The organism is Parasphingopyxis marina (genome assembly GCF_014237875.1).
GTDB lineage: Bacteria > Pseudomonadota > Alphaproteobacteria > Sphingomonadales > Sphingomonadaceae > Parasphingopyxis > Parasphingopyxis marina.
In genome coordinates this window covers 256,160-272,937 of sequence record NZ_JACJVJ010000002.1, presented here as the reverse complement: position 1 = coordinate 272,937, position 16,778 = coordinate 256,160, and the positions used below count along the sequence as shown (strand labels likewise).

Sequence of the window (16,778 nt, the reverse complement as noted above, 5' to 3'; positions counted from 1 at the left end):
CGAGAGACTCAGGCGGCTGCCCGGGCGGGGGTCATATAGTCGATCAGCTTGCCGAGCGTATCGCGCAGGTCCGCGCGGGCGACGATCATGTCGAGCGCGCCATGTTCGAGCAAATATTCGGCGCTCTGGAAATTGTCGGGCAGCTTTTCGCGGATCGTGTTTTCGATGACGCGCCGGCCCGTGAAGGCGAGCAGAGCCTTGGGTTCGGCGATCTGGACGTCGCCGAGCATAGCATAGCTCGCCATCACGCCGCCGGAGGTCGGGTCGGTCAGCACGACGATATAGGGCAGGCCGGCCTCGCGCAGCTCCTCGACGGCGACCGTCATCTTGGGCATCTGCATCAGCGAGAGCGCGCCTTCCTGCATGCGCGCGCCACCCGAGGCGGTAAACACGATGTAGGGGCATTGCGCGGCGATCGCCGCACGCGCACCGCGGACGAAGGCCTCGCCGACCGCCAGGCCCATGGACCCGCCCATGAAGGCGAAATCCTGCACGCCTATGATGGCGTCCTTGCCGTGGATCGTTCCTTTGGCGTTGAGGAAGGCGTCGCTTTCGCCGGTCGCGGCGCGCGCGGCCTTCAGCCGGTCGATATATTTCTTCTGGTCGCGAAATTTGAGCGGATCTTCCTTCACCTTGGGCGAAGCGAGGACTTCCCAGCTATGTTCGTCGAACAGGTGCAGGAAGCGCTTCATCGGGCCGATCCGGCCATGGAACCCGCATTCGGGGCAGACCGACTGATTCTCCTCATATTCCTTGATGAAGATCATCTGGTCGCAATCGCGGCATTTGTGCCAGAGCGTGTCCTCGGTCGACCGCTTCGAAATGAAGGGGATGCGGTTACGAACCTTGTTGAACCAGTTCATGAAACGTCCTTTCGTGCCGATCCTATAGCGGCGGCGAGCGAAGCAACATAGTCGCGCACCGGGCCGGCTGCATCCTTGCCATGCTCTCCGACCAGTTCGACGATCGCCGAGCCGACGACGACACCGTCCGCGACGCGCGCGATGGCGGCGGCCTGTTCGGGCGTACGCACGCCGAAACCGACCGCGACGGGAAGCTCGGTATGCGCTTTCAGGCGCGCCACGGCATCCTCGATCGAATCCATCGCCGCCTGCTGCTTGCCGGTGATCCCGGCGACCGACACATAATAGAGGAATCCCGATGCGCCTTCGAGCACGGCGGGCAGCCGGGCCTCGTCGGTGGTCGGCGTCGCAAGGCGAACGACGGCGATTCCCGCCTCCCGCAGCGCCGGGCCGAGATCCTGATCCTCCTCGTTCGGAATATCGACGCAGATGATTCCGTCCACGCCGGCATCGGAGCATTGCCCGGCAAACCAGTCGGCGCCGCGCCGTACCATTGGATTGGCATAGCCCATCAGGACGAGCGGCACCGCCGGATGGCGCTCGCGAAACGCTGTGGCGATGGAGAAAAGATCGGCGGTCGTCGTCCCCGCGCCAAGCGAGCGCAGGTTCGCCTCCTGGATTGAAGGGCCGTCGGCCATCGGATCGGTGAACGGCATGCCGAGTTCGATCACGTCCGCACCACCCTCGACAAGCGCGTCGAGAATTGCGCCGGTGTCGGCCGGCGTGGGGTCGCCGCCGGTCACGAAAGCAACGAGCGCGGCTCGCCCTTCGTTGCGGCATTGGTCGAACCGGACGCTAAGGCGCTTCACATCTCCACTCCCAGCGCCTCGGCGACCGTAAAGATATCCTTGTCGCCGCGACCGCAGAGGTTGGCGAGGATGATCGCATCCTTGTCCATCGTTTTGGCGCGCTCGGTAACGGCCGCGATAGCGTGGCTCGGCTCAAGCGCGGGAATGATGCCCTCGGTACGGCAGAGCAGCTGGAACGCATCGAGCGCTTCGGTGTCGGTTACATTGGTATAGTCCACACGCCCCGATTCCTTGAGCCATGCATGTTCGGGGCCGATGCCGGGATAATCGAGGCCGGCGGAAATCGAATGCGCCTCGGCGATCTGCCCGTCCTCGTCCTGTAACAGATAGGTCTTGTTGCCGTGGAGGATGCCGGGATCGCCTCCGGCGAGGCTCGCAGCATGCTTTTTGTCGAGCCCTTCGCCCGCCGCCTCGACGCCGAGCATTTTCACCTCGGGATCGTCAAGGAACGGGTGAAACAGGCCAATGGCGTTAGAGCCACCGCCGATCGCCGCGACCAGCAGGTCCGGCAGTCGGTCGATCCGGGCGAGCATCTGCGCGCGGGCTTCCTTGCCAATCACGCTCTGGAAATCGCGGACAAGCTCGGGATAGGGATGCGGGCCGGCGGCCGTGCCGATGATGTAAAAAGTGTCGTGGACGTTGGCGACCCAGTCTCGCAGCGCCTCGTTCATCGCATCTTTCAGTGTGTTGGCGCCGCTCGTCACCGGCACGACTTCGGCGCCGAGCAGTTTCATGCGAAACAGGTTGGGCTGCTGCCGCGCGACATCCTTCGCGCCCATATAAACGACGCAGGGCAGGCCGAAGCGTGCCGCCACCGTCGCTGTAGCGACGCCGTGCTGCCCGGCGCCGGTTTCCGCTATGATCCGCGTCTTGCCCATGCGGATCGCGAGCAGGATCTGGCCGATGCAATTGTTGATCTTGTGCGCGCCGGTGTGATTCAGTTCGTCACGCTTGAACCAGATTTGCGCACCTTTTCCCTTCGGCGCGTCCCTGCGGACTTGCTCGGTCAGCCGCTCGGCAAAATAGAGCGGAGAAGGGCGGCCGACATAATTGGCGAGCAGATCGTCGAACTCGGCGGCAAAGGCCGGATCGGCCTGGGCTGCGCGATATTCCTTTTCCAGCTCCAGGATCAGCGGCATCAGTGTTTCGGCGACGTAGCGGCCGCCGAAATCGCCGAAATGGCCCCGCGCGTCGGGCTGGTTGCGATAGCTGTTGAGGAGAGGCGTTTCGGTCATGTGGCTTTCACGGCTTCCATAAACTGGGCGATTTTTTTTGGGTCCTTGATCCCCGGCGCGCTTTCGACGCCCGAAGAAACATCGATAAGCGGTGTGCCGGTGACGGCGATGGCTTCGGCGACGTTGACCGCAGAAAGCCCGCCTGAAAGACCCCAGGGCATTTTATGTTTGATGCGTTCGAGCAATTTCCAGTCGAAGGCAATCCCCATGCCGCCGGGCAAACGCGAAGCCTTGGGGGTTCGCGCGTCGAACAGGATCAGATCGGCGATCCCTTCATAGCGCCGCGCCTTTTCAAGGTCGCTGGCGGTGCTGACGGGAATCGCTTTCCAGATCGCAATCTTGTGACGGCCCTTGATGGCTTTCAGGCGCTCGGGCTTTTCGTCGCCATGAAACTGGACGATGTCGAGCCGGGCGGCCGTGATCGCCCGTTCCAGCAGCGAATCTTCGGGGTCGACGAATACGCCGACGCGCTGCATCGATTCGGGGACATGCTTGGTCAGCGCGGCGGCATCGAGAGGGCGGATATTGCGGGGGCTGGCTTCGAAAAACACGAAGCCGGCATGGCTCGCACCGCCATCGGCGGCAGCCTCTATCGCTTCGGCCGTGGTCAGACCGCAGATTTTCACATCGATGTCGGCCATGTCAGAGAGTCGCTTCTATCGCCCTTGCGGCAAGATCGGGTTCCTCGGCCTGGGTGATCGGGCGGCCGATGACGATGATCGAGGCCCCCGAATGGAGCGCGTCGGCCGGCGTTACCACGCGTTTCTGGTCGCCCGAATTGCCGGCCACCGGCCTCACGCCGGGAACGACGAAAAATCCGTCGGGCCAGATCTTCTTTGCCGCCTTCACTTCGCGGCCCGAGCAGACGACGCCGTCGAGCCCGGCTTCGCGGGCAAGCTCCGTCATGCGGACGACATGGTCGTGCGCTTCCCCGGCGATGCCCATGTCGTGGAGATCGCTATCGTCGAGGCTGGTGAGCATCGTCACCGCAACCACCTTGGTGTCGATCGGCGCGGCGGCTTTCGCGTCTTCCATCATCGCCCGCCCCCCCGAGGCGTGGACGGTAAGGATCGCGGGTTCCAACGGCCGCAACGCCTGGATCGCCTTGGCGACCGTGTTCGGAATATCGTGCAGTTTCAGGTCGAGAAAGATCGGCAGGCCGAGCGCCGCCATTTCCTTGATCCCCGCGGGGCCGTTGGCCGCAAAGAATTCGAGGCCGAGCTTGATCCCGCCGATATGATTGCGAATGGCCGACGTGACGGCCTTGGCGCGGTCGATATCGGGCGTGTCGAGTGCCACATAGATCGGGCTTCTCATTGCGGCGCCTCGCGCGGTTCCGCGCCGGGCGGCGGCGCGCCGTCCGCGGGGGTGTCGAGCTCCAGCTCGCTCGATTTCGCCGCCTTGTGCTCGGCGCGTTCGGGTTCGCGAAAGCGTTTGAGCCCGCGTTCGTCGGCCAGTTCGCGCTCGGCTGCTTCCAGGCGCCGACTTATCCGCCACGCCTTGGTGCGGTAATAGGCAATGGTCGGCACGAACCCGACCAGGAAGAAGAACAGCAACAGGATAGGCATCTTCACGTCCGCCTGAAGCCCGCCCCAGAGGTTAACCGTTACCGGCAGCCAGTTGTTCAGCGAAAAGAGCACGACCACCGCCGACAGCACAATCCAGAACAGGGTTTTCAAAAAACTCATTGCGATCCCATATTTGGTTTCGTGCGACTTCTAATAGCGGAAAGGTCCGATGGCCAGCAGGGGTCATGCGAAATTTGGGTTCCGACCCCATCCACGAAACCGTCGGTGGAATGCCTGCTTGCCCTTCGGCGCGTTATTGTTATAGACGCCGCCGACCGGCGGTCCTCTAGCGGGCGTGGCGGAACTGGTAGACGCGCTTGGTTTAGGTCCAAGTATCGAAAGATGTGGGGGTTCGAGTCCCTTCGCCCGCACCAGCTTTGCCACTAGCTCGCTCCAATGCCGCCCCGCGAAACTCCCTTGTTACGAAGGCTTGATTGTAAAGACATGCAGACTGTTGAAACGCTCAATGAAGGCCTGAAACGCGCCTACACGCTGACCATCCCGTTCGCCGACATCGAAAAACAGGTCGACGAACAGCTGAAAGAGGTCGCTCCGCAGGTGCGGATGCCCGGTTTCCGGCCCGGCAAGGTGCCCGCGAACCTGGTGCGCAAGATGCACGGCGATTCGATCGAACAGGATGTCGTCAACAAGGCGATCCAGCAGGGCATCCAGGATGCGATGTCTGAACAGAATATCCGCCCGGCGATGCAGCCCGAAATCGAGCTGGCCGAGGACTGGGAGCGTGGCAAGGACATCGAGATTTCGATGAAGGTCGAGGTTCTTCCCGAGATTCCCGAGCCGAAGATCGACGATATCACGCTCGAACGGCTGACGGTCGAAGCCGACGACAAGGCGGTCGACGCCGCCGTGTTGCAACTTGCCGAAAACCAGAAAAGCTATGAAGCCGCTGCCAAAACCTACAAGGCGCAAGAGGGCGATCTCGTCGTCATCGATTTCGAGGGCAAGGTCGACGGCGAACCCTTCGAAGGCGGCAAGGGCGAGGGCATGTCGGTCACCATCGGTTCGGGCCAGCTCATCCCCGGGTTCGAAGACCAGCTGGTCGGCGTAAAAGCCAATGACAGCAAGGAAGTGAAGGTCACCTTTCCCACCGATTATAATGTCGACTATCTGAAGGGTAAGGACGCCGTGTTCGACGTCACCGTTGGCGAGGTTCGCAAGCCGGTCGAAGCCAAGGCCGACGACGATTTCGCGAAAACCCTGGGTCTGGACGGCATCGACAAGCTGCGCGAGATCATGAAGGGCCAGGTCGAGCAGGAGCTCAACAACCTCACCCGCACCCATATGAAGCGCAAGCTGCTCGATTATCTGGCGGCAAACCACGATTTCCCGGTGCCGCCGACGATGGTGGAATCGGAATTCAACCAGATCTGGCAGCAGCTCGAGCATGAAGCCGAGCATGAGGAAGATCCCGAAGCCGCGCGCAAGGAAATGGAAGCGGAAAAGGGCGAGTATGAAGCGATTGCCGAACGGCGCGTTCGCCTCGGTCTGTTGCTCTCCGAAATCGGCCAGAAAAACGGTGTCGAGATCAACCAGAGCGAGATGAGCCAGCTGATCGCCCAGGCCGCGCAACGCTACAATGCCGAGGATCGCGAGCGTTTCGTGCAGTATATCCAGCAGGATCCGATGGCCGCCGCGCAACTCCGCGCCCCGCTTTACGAAGACAAGGTCGTCGACTTCCTGTTTGAAAACGCGACTGTCACCGATCGCAGCGTGACTCGCGAGGAGCTGGAAGCGGCTATCGAGGCGGAAGAGGACGAGCCGGCCAAGGCGCCGGCGAAGAAAGCGCCGGCGAAAAAGGCTCCGCCCAAGAAAGCGGCCGCCACGAAAACCGCGGCGGCAAAGAAGCCGGCTGCGAAAACCGCTGCAAAGCCGGCCGCCAAGAAAGCACCCGCGAAAAAGGCTCCGGCAAAGAAGGCCCCTGCAAAGAAGCCCGCCGCCAAGAAGGAAACGGCGCCCAAAAGCTGATTTTCCGCCGGAAATCCGGCCCGCCAACGGCTTGTTAACCACTGCTGCCTAGAAGCTTTTTCCTGACGGAAATGGCCAGGGACGGGCAATGGAGCATATCAGGGAATTCGTTGCGGACGCCGAAGTCACGCTGACTTCGGCCGATGCGCCGACAATCGCGGTGATCCTGCCCTGCTATAACGAGGAAGCCGCCATCGCGCAGACGGTGGAGGATTTTCGTGTCGCGCTGCCCCAGGCCGCGATCTACGTCTATGATAACAACAGTTCGGACCGCACTGCGGAAGTCGCGGGCGCAGCCGGCGCCATCGTCCGCACCGAGCGGATGCAGGGCAAGGGCCATGTCGTACGCCGGATGTTCGCCGATGTGGAAGCCGATGTATATATCATGGCCGATGGCGACGCGACCTATGAGGCCGCCGCCGCGCCGCGGCTCGTCCGCCGTCTCGTCGAGGAGCAACTCGATATGGTCGTCGGCGCGCGCAAGACCGAGGTGGAGGCCGCCTATCGCAGCGGGCACCGGCTCGGCAACGCGCTCCTTACCGGCATCCTTGCCCGGCTTTTCGGGCGCAGCTTCAACGATATCCTTTCGGGCTACCGCGTCTTTTCGCGTCGTTTCGTGAAGAGTTTTCCGGTGCTCAGTCAGGGTTTCGAGATCGAGACCGAAATCAGCGTTCACGCGCTCGAGCTGAAAATGCCGGTTGCCGAAGAGGTTACGGAATATAGCGCGCGGCCCGAAGGCTCCGAATCGAAGCTTTCAACCTATCGGGACGGATTTCGTATCCTGCGCACCATGGCGACCTTGTTCCGCATGGAGCGGCCTGTGCTGTTCTTCGGCCTGATCGCCGGGTTCCTGGCGTTGACGGCTATCGCGCTCGCGATCCCTCTGGCCTTCACCTATGCCGAAACCGGCCTTGTGCCGCGCCTTCCGACGGCGATCCTGGCCACCGGGCTGATTATCCTGGCCGCGCTCAACCTGTTCGCCGGGCTGATCCTCGACACCGTCGTGCGCGGTCGCCGCGAGCTTCGCCGGCTTGCCTATTTGGGTTTTTCGGCACCGGGAATGTCTTTCAGGCGCTAACCCCTCTTGAAGCCGGGCGCGGAAGTCGCGATGTTGGCTTTCGAAGTTTTCCCGGAAAGGCATGAAATGAACGATCCCATCCAGAACGCGCTCGTCCCTATCGTCATCGAGCAATCCAATCGCGGCGAGCGCAGCTTCGACATTTTCTCGCGGCTGCTGCGCGATCGCATCATTTTCCTTACCGGGCCGGTCGAGGACAATATGGCCTCGCTGATCACCGCCCAGCTCTTGTTCCTGGAATCGGAGAATCCGAAAAAGGACATCTTCATGTATATCAACTCGCCGGGCGGGTCGGTGACGGCCGGCATGGCGATCCACGATACCATGCAATATATCCGTCCGCGCGTCGGCACGGTGTGTATGGGCTTCGCGGCATCTATGGGCGCGTTCCTGCTTGCCTCCGGCGAACCGGGGATGCGGATTGCGCTCTCCAATGCCAAGGTGATGATCCACCAGCCCTCTTCGGGCATGCAGGGCACGGCGGCTGATGTTGAAATTCACGCTGCCGAACTGCTCAAGACACGCCACAAGATGAATGAATTGATGGCGAAATATACTGGCCAGCCGATCGATGTGATCGAAGACAATGTCGATCGCGACAAGTTTTTCACCGCTGACGAAGCCAAGGCTTTCGGCCTTGTCGACGATGTTTTCGAAAAACGCCCGGCCTCGACCGAGGGCGAAAACGGCAAGGACGAAGACGGCAAAGGTTAAGCCGTTAGCCATTTTCTTGTGCAATAAGTGATTGTCTGGACCGAGTGTGGCGGTTTAGACTGCGTACGGTCGTCGAAAGGACGACCGGAAGGAATGCAAATATGACGAAGCTTACCGGCGGAGACTCCAAGAGCACGCTTTACTGCTCATTCTGCGGCAAGTCGCAGCACGAAGTCCGCAAGCTCATCGCCGGGCCCACCGTGTTCATCTGCGACGAATGCGTCGAGCTCTGCAATGATATCATTCGCGAAGAGACCAAAGGGGCGATTGCCTCGAAGCGGGAAGGCGGCGTTCCGGCGCCGGCCGAGATCTGCGAGGTCCTCGACGATTATGTGATCGGCCAGGAACGCGCCAAGCGCGTCCTCTCGGTCGCGGTCCACAACCATTACAAGCGGCTCAACCATGGTGCGACGGGCGGCGAGGTCGAACTCGCCAAGTCCAACATCATGCTGGTCGGCCCCACGGGTTGCGGCAAGACGCTGCTCGCCCAGACGCTGGCGCGCATCCTCGATGTGCCCTTCACGATGGCCGATGCGACGACGCTGACCGAGGCCGGCTATGTCGGCGAGGACGTCGAGAACATCATCCTGAAGCTGCTCCAGGCGTCCGATTACAATGTCGAGCGCGCCCAGCGCGGCATCGTCTATATCGATGAGATCGACAAGATCAGCCGCAAGTCGGACAATCCTTCGATCACCCGCGACGTATCGGGAGAGGGCGTCCAGCAGGCGCTGCTCAAGCTGATGGAAGGCACCACGGCTTCGGTTCCGCCGCAGGGCGGACGCAAGCACCCGCAGCAGGAGTTCCTCCAGGTCGATACGACCAATATCCTGTTCGTCTGCGGCGGTGCTTTCTCAGGTCTCGACAAGGTGATTTCGGACCGGATGCAAGGCAAATCGATGGGCTTTGGCGCTCATGTCGAAGCGCCCGACGAAAAGCGGGTCGGCGAAGTGCTGCGCCATGTCGAGCCCGAGGATCTTCTGAAATACGGGCTGATCCCGGAATTTGTCGGCCGCCTGCCGGTCATCGCGACGCTCGACGATCTCGACGAGGATGCGCTGATCCAGATTCTGCGCGAGCCGAAAAACGCGCTAGTCAAGCAATATGCCAAGCTGTTCGAGATGGAGGATGTGAAGCTCGACTTCACCGACGATGCGCTGATCGCGGTTGCCAAGAAGGCGATCGAACGCAAGACCGGCGCGCGTGGCCTCCGCTCGATCCTCGAGGCGATCCTTCTGGATTCGATGTACGATTTGCCGACCCTGGAGGGTGTAGGCGAAATCGTCATCGACAAGGATGTCGCCGAGGGCCGCAAGGAACCGGTACGCGTGTTCGCCAAGCCGGAAGAAAAGACCGCCGACGACGCCGCCTAGGCGTCGATCTTCAACCCATGTTTCTCAAGGGCCGCGATGATTCGCGGTCCATTTTTTTCGTAGCGCTTCCAGCGCGCGACCGACGTCGAATAGACGGGTTGCCGCACCTGCGCCGCGCTGGCCGTGGCGACCGGCTGGAGATTGCGCTCGGGGGTCAGGCAGGCCTCCTCGAACGGTAGTCCGCAGAAATCGAGAAGCCCGCGCGTCGCCACCTCCTGGTTCGCGATAATATCCTCATAGGCGATGTCGCGGTAGCGATTCGAAGGGAGTTCGTCGCGATAGCGGTCGGCGAGCCGGTTGAATCCGGCCACGGTCATCGCCGTATCGTCGAGCTTGTAGACATAATTATAATAGCTCGCCTCGCCCGAAAAATGTTGGCGCATGTTGCTGAGCAGCGTGTCGGCGGGATCGCGACGCAAGCAGACGATATGGGCGCGGGGCAGGGCGGCAAGAATCGCGGGCGCGTAGAAGAAATTGAACGGCATCTTGTCGATGAAGCGGGGCGCATCCGGCGCGATTTCACGCGCGCTTTCGAGATAGGCACGGCCGAGCGCGGCAAGATCGACCTGCTGGCTGGCGGCGAGCGTCGCGGGATCGAGGGCTCGGGAAACCCGGACACCTGCGACGGTTTTCAACGCTGGTCCGAAATCCGGCAATTCGCCGGCGGAGGCGACCTGGCTATGGCTGCTCAAGATGCGTTCGACCAGCGTCGTGCCCGAGCGCGGCATGCCGATCACGAAAATCGGGGCGTCGCCGTCGTCGCCGCCGGTTCGTTGATGGGCGGGGATGGCGTTTTCGGCCGCCTCGAAAAGCGCGGCCTGACGCTCCTGACTGAACTGGGAGCGGGCCGCCATGGGCGCCTTGCCGCGCTCAAGCGCTTCGAAGGAGGTGTCCCATTCGCCGAAATCCTCGTAGGTCTTGGCGATCGCATGGCCGATAACCACGGCCTCCGGCGGTGGCAGGCCGGGCCGGGCCATCAGGGCTTCGAGATCCTGGAGGATGTTGTTGTCCGGCGTCTGCTTGTCGAGCTGGACGAGCGCGAGCCGCGCCGCGGCATTTTTCGGATCGATCTCCAGAATCTCGCGAAACCGCCGGCGCGCGCCATCGAGGTCGCCGTTGAAACGCAGCGAGATGGCAAGGCCGTGCAGGAAGGCGACTCTGCCGGGCGCGGCGGCGAGGGCGCGTTCAAAATAGGCCGGCGCTTCGGCATGTAGCCCGGCATGGGTGAGCAGAACGCCGATAGTATGGGCGACTACCGGATCGTCGATCGGTGCGTCGGCGGCCTTGCGGGCGGCCCGCCGCGCTTCGGCATAGCGGTTCATCGCGAGCAGCGCCCGCCCGCGGACGGCATCGGCCCAGCCCGCCCCACCATGCGCGGCCGCTTGCTCGGCGAACTGGAGCGCGCGGCTGAATTCATTCTGGTTGCAGGCGATCATGCCCAGCACCAGCAACGCCTCGGGCGCGTCGGGATCGATCGCCAGCGCCTGCTTCGCAGCCTGGACCGCCGGCGCGCCTTTGCCCGAAAACAAATGCCGTTTTGCCTGTTCAGCGAGCGATTGGGGGGTGTTTAGCTGCACTCAAACCTCTTCAAATCGTTACCGGCGCTAACCAATTCAGCAAGCCGTAACCCTAATATATCCGCCAAACAGGCTGAAATCCCGGGTTTTTGATGATCGACATGATGCACAATGAAATCGTCCCGTGGATTGATACGTTAACCTTGCACCCCATATATTCGGCTATGAACGGGCTAGACGCCCGGAATACGGAGTTTTCGGATGAGTGTTTCCCTGCCTTGCCTGCCACTGCGCGACATCGTCGTGTTTCCGCACATGATCGTGCCGCTCTTTGTCGGGCGGGACAAGTCGGTCGTGTCGCTGGAACGCGCCATGGCGGCGGACAAGACGATCTTTCTTGTCGCGCAGCTCGATCCGGCCGAGGACGACCCCGATCGCGACGCGCTCTACGATATCGGCGTCACCGCTTCGGTGCTCCAGCTGTTGAAGCTGCCGGACGGCACCGTGCGCGTGCTCGTCGAGGGCAAGGAGCGGGCAAAGCTCAGCGACGTGCATTTCCGTGACGAGCATCTGAGCGCCGACATCGAGATTCTCGAGGATAAGACCTCCGAAGGGCCCGAAGTAACCGCGCTGATGCGGTCGACCGTCGAACAGTTCGACAATTACGCGAAGCTCAACAAGAAGATTCCGGAGGAAACCGCGGTCCAGCTCGGCCAGATCGAGGAGGCCTCGCAGCTCTCCGACGCGGTCGCCGCAAATATCGGCGCCAAGGTGTCCGACAAGCAGGCGATGCTGGTCGAAAGCGATCCCGCGCGCCGCCTGGAGATGGCGTTCGCCTTCATGGAGGGCGAACTCGGCGTCCTGCAGGTCGAGAAGAAGATCCGCTCGCGCGTCAAACGCCAGATGGAGAAGACCCAGCGCGAATATTATCTCAACGAGCAGATGAAGGCGATCCAGCGCGAACTCGGCAACGAGGACGAAGAGGATGGTGACGAGATCGCCGAGCTGACGAAGAAGATCAAGGAAGCGAAGCTTTCCACGGAGGCACGCGGTAAGGCGCAGGCGGAGCTGAAAAAGCTGAAAGCCATGGCGCCGATGTCGGCCGAGGCGACGGTTGTACGCAACTATCTCGATACGCTGCTGGGGCTCCCCTGGGGCACCAAGACGAAACTGAAAAAGGATATAGGCGAGGCGCAGCTGGTGCTCGACGAGGACCATTATGCGCTGGAAAAGGTCAAGGACCGGATCGTCGAATATCTCGCGGTCCAGGCGCGCACCAACAAGCTTAAGGGGCCGATCCTGTGCCTGGTCGGTCCGCCCGGTGTCGGCAAGACGTCGCTCGGCAAGTCGATCGCCCGTGCCACGGGCCGCGAATTCGTGCGTCAGTCGCTGGGTGGCGTGCGGGACGAGGCTGAAATCCGCGGCCACCGGCGGACCTATATCGGTTCGCTTCCCGGCAAGATCGCGACCAACCTGAAAAAGGCGGGAAGTTGGAACCCGCTGTTCCTGCTCGACGAGATCGACAAGCTCGGCCAGGATTTTCGCGGCGATCCGGCGTCGGCACTGCTCGAGGTCCTCGATCCCGAGCAGAACGACAAGTTCCAGGATCATTATCTGGAGATCGATCTCGATCTGTCCGACGTTATGTTCGTGACCACGGCGAATACGCTGAACCTGCCGCAGCCGTTGCTCGATCGCATGGAGATCATTCGGCTGTCGGGCTATACCGAGGACGAAAAGGTCGAAATCGCCAAGCGCCACTTGCTGCAAAAGCAGATCGAGGCGCACGGGCTTCAGGAAGGCGAGTTCTCACTCTCCGACGAAGGCCTGCGCGACATGATTCGCCGCTACACCCGTGAAGCGGGTGTCCGCACGCTGGAACGCGAGATCGCGAAGCTTGCCCGCAAGGTGCTGCGTGAAATTCTCGAAGGAAAAGCGGAATCCATCGAGGTCACGTCCGCCAATCTTTCCGATTATCTCGGTGTGCCGAAATTCCGTTTCGGCGTCTCCGAGGAAGAGGATCAGGTCGGCGCGGTCACGGGTCTGGCCTGGACCGAGGTCGGCGGCGAGCTGCTGACGATCGAAGCGGTCACGGCGCCCGGCAAGGGCCAGATCAAGACCACCGGCAAGCTCGGCGATGTGATGGAGGAATCGATCCAGGCGGCGATGAGCTTCGTGAAGGCGCGTGCGCCGAGCTACGGCATCAAGCCGAGCATTTTCGCCAAGAAGGATATCCACGTCCATCTTCCCGAAGGCGCGGTGCCGAAAGACGGCCCCTCGGCGGGCATCGGGATGGTGACGGCGATGATCTCGACCCTGACCGGTATCCCGGTGAACCGGGAAATCGCGATGACAGGCGAGGTGACGCTACGCGGCCGCGTGCTGCCTATCGGCGGTCTCAAGGAAAAGCTCCTGGCGGCGCTCCGCGGTGGCATCAAGACCGTTCTGATCCCCCAGGAGAATGAAAAGGATCTTGCCGAAATTCCCGCCAATATCCTCGAGGGGCTCGAGCTTATTCCGGTCGGCCATGTCGATGAAGTGCTGGCGCTCGCCTTGACCGGAACGGTCACGGCGATCGAGTGGACCGAGGCGGACGATCTCGCGACGGAACCGAGTCCGCAAATCTCGCCGCCCGTTTCGGGTGATGGTGAGGCAACGGTGCGTCACTAATTCGCAAAAAATTTGCCATATCGGCCCGGAACACACGGTTTTTTGCCAGTTTTCTTTGGTATGGGGCTTTACAGCACCGGGCGAATTGGCCTTAGATGCAGCCATCGGCAAAGCCGTGAGTCCAAATATCAGGAACTAATAGACACAAGGGGTGCGGAGAGCATGAACAAGCAAGAACTGATTTCTTCCGTTGCGGACGCAGCGGGTCTGAGCAAAGCCGATGCCAGCAAAGCTTGCGAGGCGGTGTTCGATACGATCACCGGCGCCCTTGCCGGCGGCACCGAAGTCCGTCTCGTCGGCTTCGGAACCTTCTCGACCACGCACCGTAAGGCGTCGACCGGTCGCAATCCGCGCACCGGTGAAGCCATGCAGATCCCGGCTTCGATCCAGCCGAAATTCAAGGCAGGCAAGGGCCTTAAGGACGCCGTCAACTAAAGACGGATTTTGGATTCGTCCGGCTATTTCAGGGGCTGGACGGGCGAGCGGCAAGGCCTTATGTGCCGCGATAACGGGCGGACGCTGTAATGGCGTCCGCCCCTTTTCTTCGGTGCGGCACGCTTTAAATAGTAATGCCGTACCGAGGAGGGGCGCGTAGCTCAGCGGGAGAGCACTGCCTTCACACGGCAGGGGTCGCTGGTTCAATCCCAGCCGCGCCCACCATTATTCACTTGTCGTGGGTGCTCTGTAATTTTATTGCGTAGCGCCGATGCCGAGTCGAATGTGCCCTTGCGGCATTGCTGGCCCTGCGTCAGCCATGGCGACCGTAGTTCAATTGGTTAGAATGCCGGCTTGTGATGCCGGAGGTTGCGGGTTCAAGTCCCGTCGGTCGCCCCATTTTCCCGGCAATTTTCGAATTGCCCGGTCCAAGCGATACGCAGGAAAAACCAAATGTCCGCGACCTGGGATCTTCCCGACTTCGACGATCACGAATCCGTGCACCTGTTCCGCGATCCGGAATCGGGGCTGAGCGCGATTATCGCGATTCACTCGACCCATCTTGGTCCGGCGGCCGGCGGCGTGCGCTTCTGGCACTATCAAGACAGTACGCTGGCGATCACTGACGCGCTGCGCCTGTCGCGCGGCATGAGCTTCAAAAATGCCATGGCGGGCCTTCCCATGGGCGGCGGCAAGGCGGTGATCCTGGCCGATAAAGCCAGTACCAAAACGCCTGAAATGCTGCGCGCTTTCGGCCGGTCGATCGAAAGCCTCGGCGGCCGCTATGTCACGGCGGAGGATGTCGGGATGACCGATGACGACATGGTCGTGATCGGGAGCGAGACCGAACATGTCTCCGGCCTGCCGGTCGAAACCGGCGAGGCGGGCGGCGATCCCGGACCCTCCACCGCGATGGGTGTATTCCTGGGCGTGAAAGCGGCGATCAAGCGTGCGCTGGGCAAGGATAGCGTTGCCGACGTCCATGTTGCGATCCAGGGGATCGGCAGCGTCGGGGGCGGGCTCGCCAGATTGCTTGCCGGAGAAGGCGCACGGCTGACCCTCGCCGATGTCAATGAGGAGCGGGCCCGGGCATTCGCCGCCGATCTGGGTGGCGAGGCGGTTTCGCCCGATGCGATCCTTGCGGTCGAGGCCGATATCGTCAGCCCCTGCGCGCTCGGCGCCGTGCTGACCGAGCGGAGCATCGCCGAACTGCGCTGCGCGGCGGTGGCCGGCGGCGCGAACAACCAGCTGGAAACCCGCGAGGACGGGCGGCGGTTGTTCGATCGCGGCATTCTTTATGCGCCCGATTATGTGATCAATGCCGGCGGCATCATCAATGTGGGCCTGGAATATCTGGGGCAGGGCGATCGCGCCGAGGTGGAAACGCGGATTGCGAAGATTCCGGAACGTCTCGAGCAGGTGTGGCAGGAAAGCGCGGAAACCGGTGATCCCGCCTCCGAGGTCGCGGACCGGATCGCGCGCAGGTTGATCGGACGCCGCTAGGCCGCCGCTGCGCGACTTTCCATGCGCATCCGTTTCTGTTCGCGATACAATGTGTAGATGCCGGTCGCGGTGATGATCGCCGCGCCGATCCAGGTCGCGGCCGGCGGGATATCGCCCCAGATAAGCCAGCCGAGCATCACCGCCCATAGCAGCTGGCTGTAATCGAAGGGCATGACCACGGATATCGGGGCGAGCCGCAGCGAGGCGGTAATGAATATCTGCCCGAGCCCACCGAACAGCCCGACCAGAAGCAGCAATATCCAGCCCCAGCTATCATGCGATTGCATGACGAAGGGCTGCATCATGCCCAGCGGCACGATCGCGATCACCGCGAACCACAGGACGATGGCTTCGGAGGTTTCCGTCCGGCTGATCGAGCGAATCGTTACGGACACGCAGCCGACCCCCAACGCCGCCGCCAGCCCCACGGCGACGCCCATGAGCGGCAGGTGGCCGCTAAAGGGCTGGGTCACGATCAGAACGCCGACAAAGCCGACGGCGATGGCGCTCCAGCGATAGATGCCGACGCGCTCGGCCAGAAACAGCGCGGACAGCGAGGTCGCGAAAAACGGCGCGGCGAATCCCAGCGTCGTCGCTTCGGCCAGCGGCAACAGGCTGACCGACCAATAGACGAAATACATCGAGGACAGCCCGACCGCGGCGCGCCAGACATGCGCCATCGGCCGCCGCGTCCTGATCCGTGCAAAGCCGCCGCCCAGGCCGATCCATATCGCCGTGACCGGCAGCGCGAAGGCGAACCGCCAGAAGATCATTTCCATATTGTCGATGCCATATTCATGGCCGATCTTCACCGTGGCCATCATCAGCGACAGCGTGAACACGGCCAAGACCCGCAACGCGATGCCGAGCGTCGCGTGCTGGTCGGGCCGCTCCGGTTTCCCGGGCATGGCGTCGGCTTCGGAAATGGCGTCGTCTCCTCGCTGCTTTGGGCCCCCGGCGAAAAGCGATGGCGGGAAAGCGGGCGTCGGCGCGCTTCTTATGCTTTTCCCCGCCGGGATGCTACGCT

15 protein-coding genes and 3 tRNA genes are annotated in these 16,778 nt (G+C 62.1%); 10 read left to right on the top strand and 8 right to left on the bottom strand.

Annotation, left to right across the window (positions count from 1 at the left end; genetic code table 11):
• Positions 1-8: 8 nt before the first annotated feature.
• The 6 genes from accD to H6P80_RS10030 are packed head-to-tail and all read right to left on the bottom strand — an operon-like array spanning position 9 to position 4,595.
• Positions 9-863 (bottom strand): acetyl-CoA carboxylase, carboxyltransferase subunit beta, encoded by an 855-nt coding sequence (accD, locus tag H6P80_RS10055; protein WP_185801259.1) that lies wholly within the window; start codon positions 861-863, stop codon positions 9-11.
• Entirely contained in the window at positions 860-1,672 is an 813-nt protein-coding gene (gene trpA, locus H6P80_RS10050) for a tryptophan synthase subunit alpha (RefSeq protein WP_185801258.1), read from the bottom strand. The genes accD and trpA overlap by 4 nt, the downstream gene beginning before the upstream one ends.
• Positions 1,669-2,907, bottom strand: coding sequence for a tryptophan synthase subunit beta (gene trpB, locus H6P80_RS10045; protein WP_185801257.1), 1,239 nt, complete (start codon positions 2,905-2,907; stop codon positions 1,669-1,671). Before trpB ends, trpA begins: the two co-directional genes overlap by 4 nt.
• Positions 2,904-3,548, bottom strand: coding sequence for a phosphoribosylanthranilate isomerase (locus H6P80_RS10040; RefSeq protein WP_185801256.1), 645 nt, complete (start codon positions 3,546-3,548; stop codon positions 2,904-2,906). The genes trpB and H6P80_RS10040 overlap by 4 nt, the downstream gene beginning before the upstream one ends.
• 1 nt (position 3,549) lies before the next feature.
• Entirely contained in the window at positions 3,550-4,224 is a 675-nt protein-coding gene (gene pyrF / locus H6P80_RS10035) for an orotidine-5'-phosphate decarboxylase (protein ID WP_185801255.1), read from the bottom strand.
• On the bottom strand, positions 4,221-4,595 hold the full coding sequence (locus tag H6P80_RS10030; RefSeq protein ID WP_185801254.1) for a lipopolysaccharide assembly protein LapA domain-containing protein: 375 nt from the start codon (positions 4,593-4,595) through the stop codon (positions 4,221-4,223). The genes pyrF and H6P80_RS10030 overlap by 4 nt, the downstream gene beginning before the upstream one ends.
• Before the next feature lie 169 nt (positions 4,596-4,764).
• On the opposite strand from H6P80_RS10030, the gene H6P80_RS10025 reads away from it, so the two are divergent.
• The 5 genes from H6P80_RS10025 to clpX all read left to right on the top strand — a co-directional run bounded on the left by H6P80_RS10025 (position 4,765) and on the right by clpX (position 9,626).
• Positions 4,765-4,849 (top strand) — tRNA-Leu (locus H6P80_RS10025).
• Positions 4,850-4,919: 70 nt separating this feature from the next.
• Positions 4,920-6,461 (top strand): trigger factor, encoded by a 1,542-nt coding sequence (tig, locus tag H6P80_RS10020; RefSeq protein ID WP_185801253.1) that lies wholly within the window; start codon positions 4,920-4,922, stop codon positions 6,459-6,461.
• An 88-nt stretch (positions 6,462-6,549) separates the two neighbouring features.
• On the top strand, positions 6,550-7,539 hold the full coding sequence (locus tag H6P80_RS10015; RefSeq protein WP_185801252.1) for a glycosyltransferase family 2 protein: 990 nt from the start codon (positions 6,550-6,552) through the stop codon (positions 7,537-7,539).
• Between the two features lie 66 nt (positions 7,540-7,605).
• Complete coding sequence (locus H6P80_RS10010) at positions 7,606-8,253, top strand: ATP-dependent Clp protease proteolytic subunit (RefSeq protein WP_185801251.1); 648 nt, start codon at positions 7,606-7,608, stop codon at positions 8,251-8,253.
• A 101-nt stretch (positions 8,254-8,354) separates the two neighbouring features.
• Positions 8,355-9,626: an ATP-dependent Clp protease ATP-binding subunit ClpX gene (gene clpX, locus H6P80_RS10005; protein ID WP_185801250.1), complete on the top strand. Its 1,272-nt coding sequence runs from the start codon at positions 8,355-8,357 to the stop codon at positions 9,624-9,626.
• Here clpX and H6P80_RS16695 read toward each other — a convergent pair.
• A complete protein-coding gene (locus tag H6P80_RS16695) occupies positions 9,623-11,203 on the bottom strand; it encodes a tetratricopeptide repeat-containing sulfotransferase family protein (protein WP_185801249.1) in 1,581 nt (526 codons plus the stop codon). The genes clpX and H6P80_RS16695 overlap by 4 nt on opposite strands.
• 201 nt (positions 11,204-11,404) lie before the next feature.
• Between H6P80_RS16695 and lon the strand changes: the two genes are divergently transcribed.
• From lon to H6P80_RS09975, 5 genes are all read left to right on the top strand, one after another.
• Positions 11,405-13,813, top strand: a complete 2,409-nt coding sequence (lon, locus tag H6P80_RS09995; RefSeq protein WP_185801248.1) for an endopeptidase La — start codon at positions 11,405-11,407, stop codon at positions 13,811-13,813.
• 162 nt (positions 13,814-13,975) lie between these two features.
• Complete coding sequence (locus tag H6P80_RS09990; protein ID WP_185801247.1) at positions 13,976-14,248, top strand: HU family DNA-binding protein; 273 nt, start codon at positions 13,976-13,978, stop codon at positions 14,246-14,248.
• Positions 14,249-14,398: 150 nt separating this feature from the next.
• Positions 14,399-14,473: transfer RNA gene (locus tag H6P80_RS09985), tRNA-Val, on the top strand.
• Positions 14,474-14,570: 97 nt separating this feature from the next.
• Positions 14,571-14,647 (top strand) — tRNA-His (locus H6P80_RS09980).
• Positions 14,648-14,701: 54 nt separating this feature from the next.
• Positions 14,702-15,751: a Glu/Leu/Phe/Val family dehydrogenase gene (locus H6P80_RS09975; protein ID WP_185801246.1), complete on the top strand. Its 1,050-nt coding sequence runs from the start codon at positions 14,702-14,704 to the stop codon at positions 15,749-15,751.
• Here H6P80_RS09975 and H6P80_RS09970 read toward each other — a convergent pair.
• Positions 15,748-16,659, bottom strand: coding sequence for a DMT family transporter (locus H6P80_RS09970; RefSeq protein WP_185801245.1), 912 nt, complete (start codon positions 16,657-16,659; stop codon positions 15,748-15,750). The two genes, H6P80_RS09975 and H6P80_RS09970, sit on opposite strands and share 4 nt — an antisense overlap.
• Positions 16,660-16,778: the final 119 nt, after the last annotated feature.

Bases quoted from the DNA above. Each gene is read 5' to 3' on its own strand.
- accD (WP_185801259.1), bottom strand. From the start codon at position 863: ATGAACTGGTTCAACAAGGTTCGTAACCGCATCCCCTTCATTTCGAAG.
- trpB (WP_185801257.1), bottom strand. From the start codon at position 2,907: ATGACCGAAACGCCTCTCCTCAACAGCTATCGCAACCAGCCCGACGCG.
- H6P80_RS10040 (WP_185801256.1), bottom strand. From the start codon at position 3,548: ATGGCCGACATCGATGTGAAAATCTGCGGTCTGACCACGGCCGAAGCG.
- pyrF (WP_185801255.1), bottom strand. From the start codon at position 4,224: ATGAGAAGCCCGATCTATGTGGCACTCGACACGCCCGATATCGACCGC.
- H6P80_RS10030 (WP_185801254.1), bottom strand. From the start codon at position 4,595: ATGAGTTTTTTGAAAACCCTGTTCTGGATTGTGCTGTCGGCGGTGGTC.
- tig (WP_185801253.1), top strand. From the start codon at position 4,920: ATGCAGACTGTTGAAACGCTCAATGAAGGCCTGAAACGCGCCTACACG.
- H6P80_RS10015 (WP_185801252.1), top strand. From the start codon at position 6,550: ATGGAGCATATCAGGGAATTCGTTGCGGACGCCGAAGTCACGCTGACT.
- H6P80_RS10010 (WP_185801251.1), top strand. From the start codon at position 7,606: ATGAACGATCCCATCCAGAACGCGCTCGTCCCTATCGTCATCGAGCAA.
- clpX (WP_185801250.1), top strand. From the start codon at position 8,355: ATGACGAAGCTTACCGGCGGAGACTCCAAGAGCACGCTTTACTGCTCA.
- lon (WP_185801248.1), top strand. From the start codon at position 11,405: ATGAGTGTTTCCCTGCCTTGCCTGCCACTGCGCGACATCGTCGTGTTT.
- H6P80_RS09990 (WP_185801247.1), top strand. From the start codon at position 13,976: ATGAACAAGCAAGAACTGATTTCTTCCGTTGCGGACGCAGCGGGTCTG.
- H6P80_RS09975 (WP_185801246.1), top strand. From the start codon at position 14,702: ATGTCCGCGACCTGGGATCTTCCCGACTTCGACGATCACGAATCCGTG.
- H6P80_RS09970 (WP_185801245.1), bottom strand. From the start codon at position 16,659: ATGCCCGGGAAACCGGAGCGGCCCGACCAGCACGCGACGCTCGGCATC.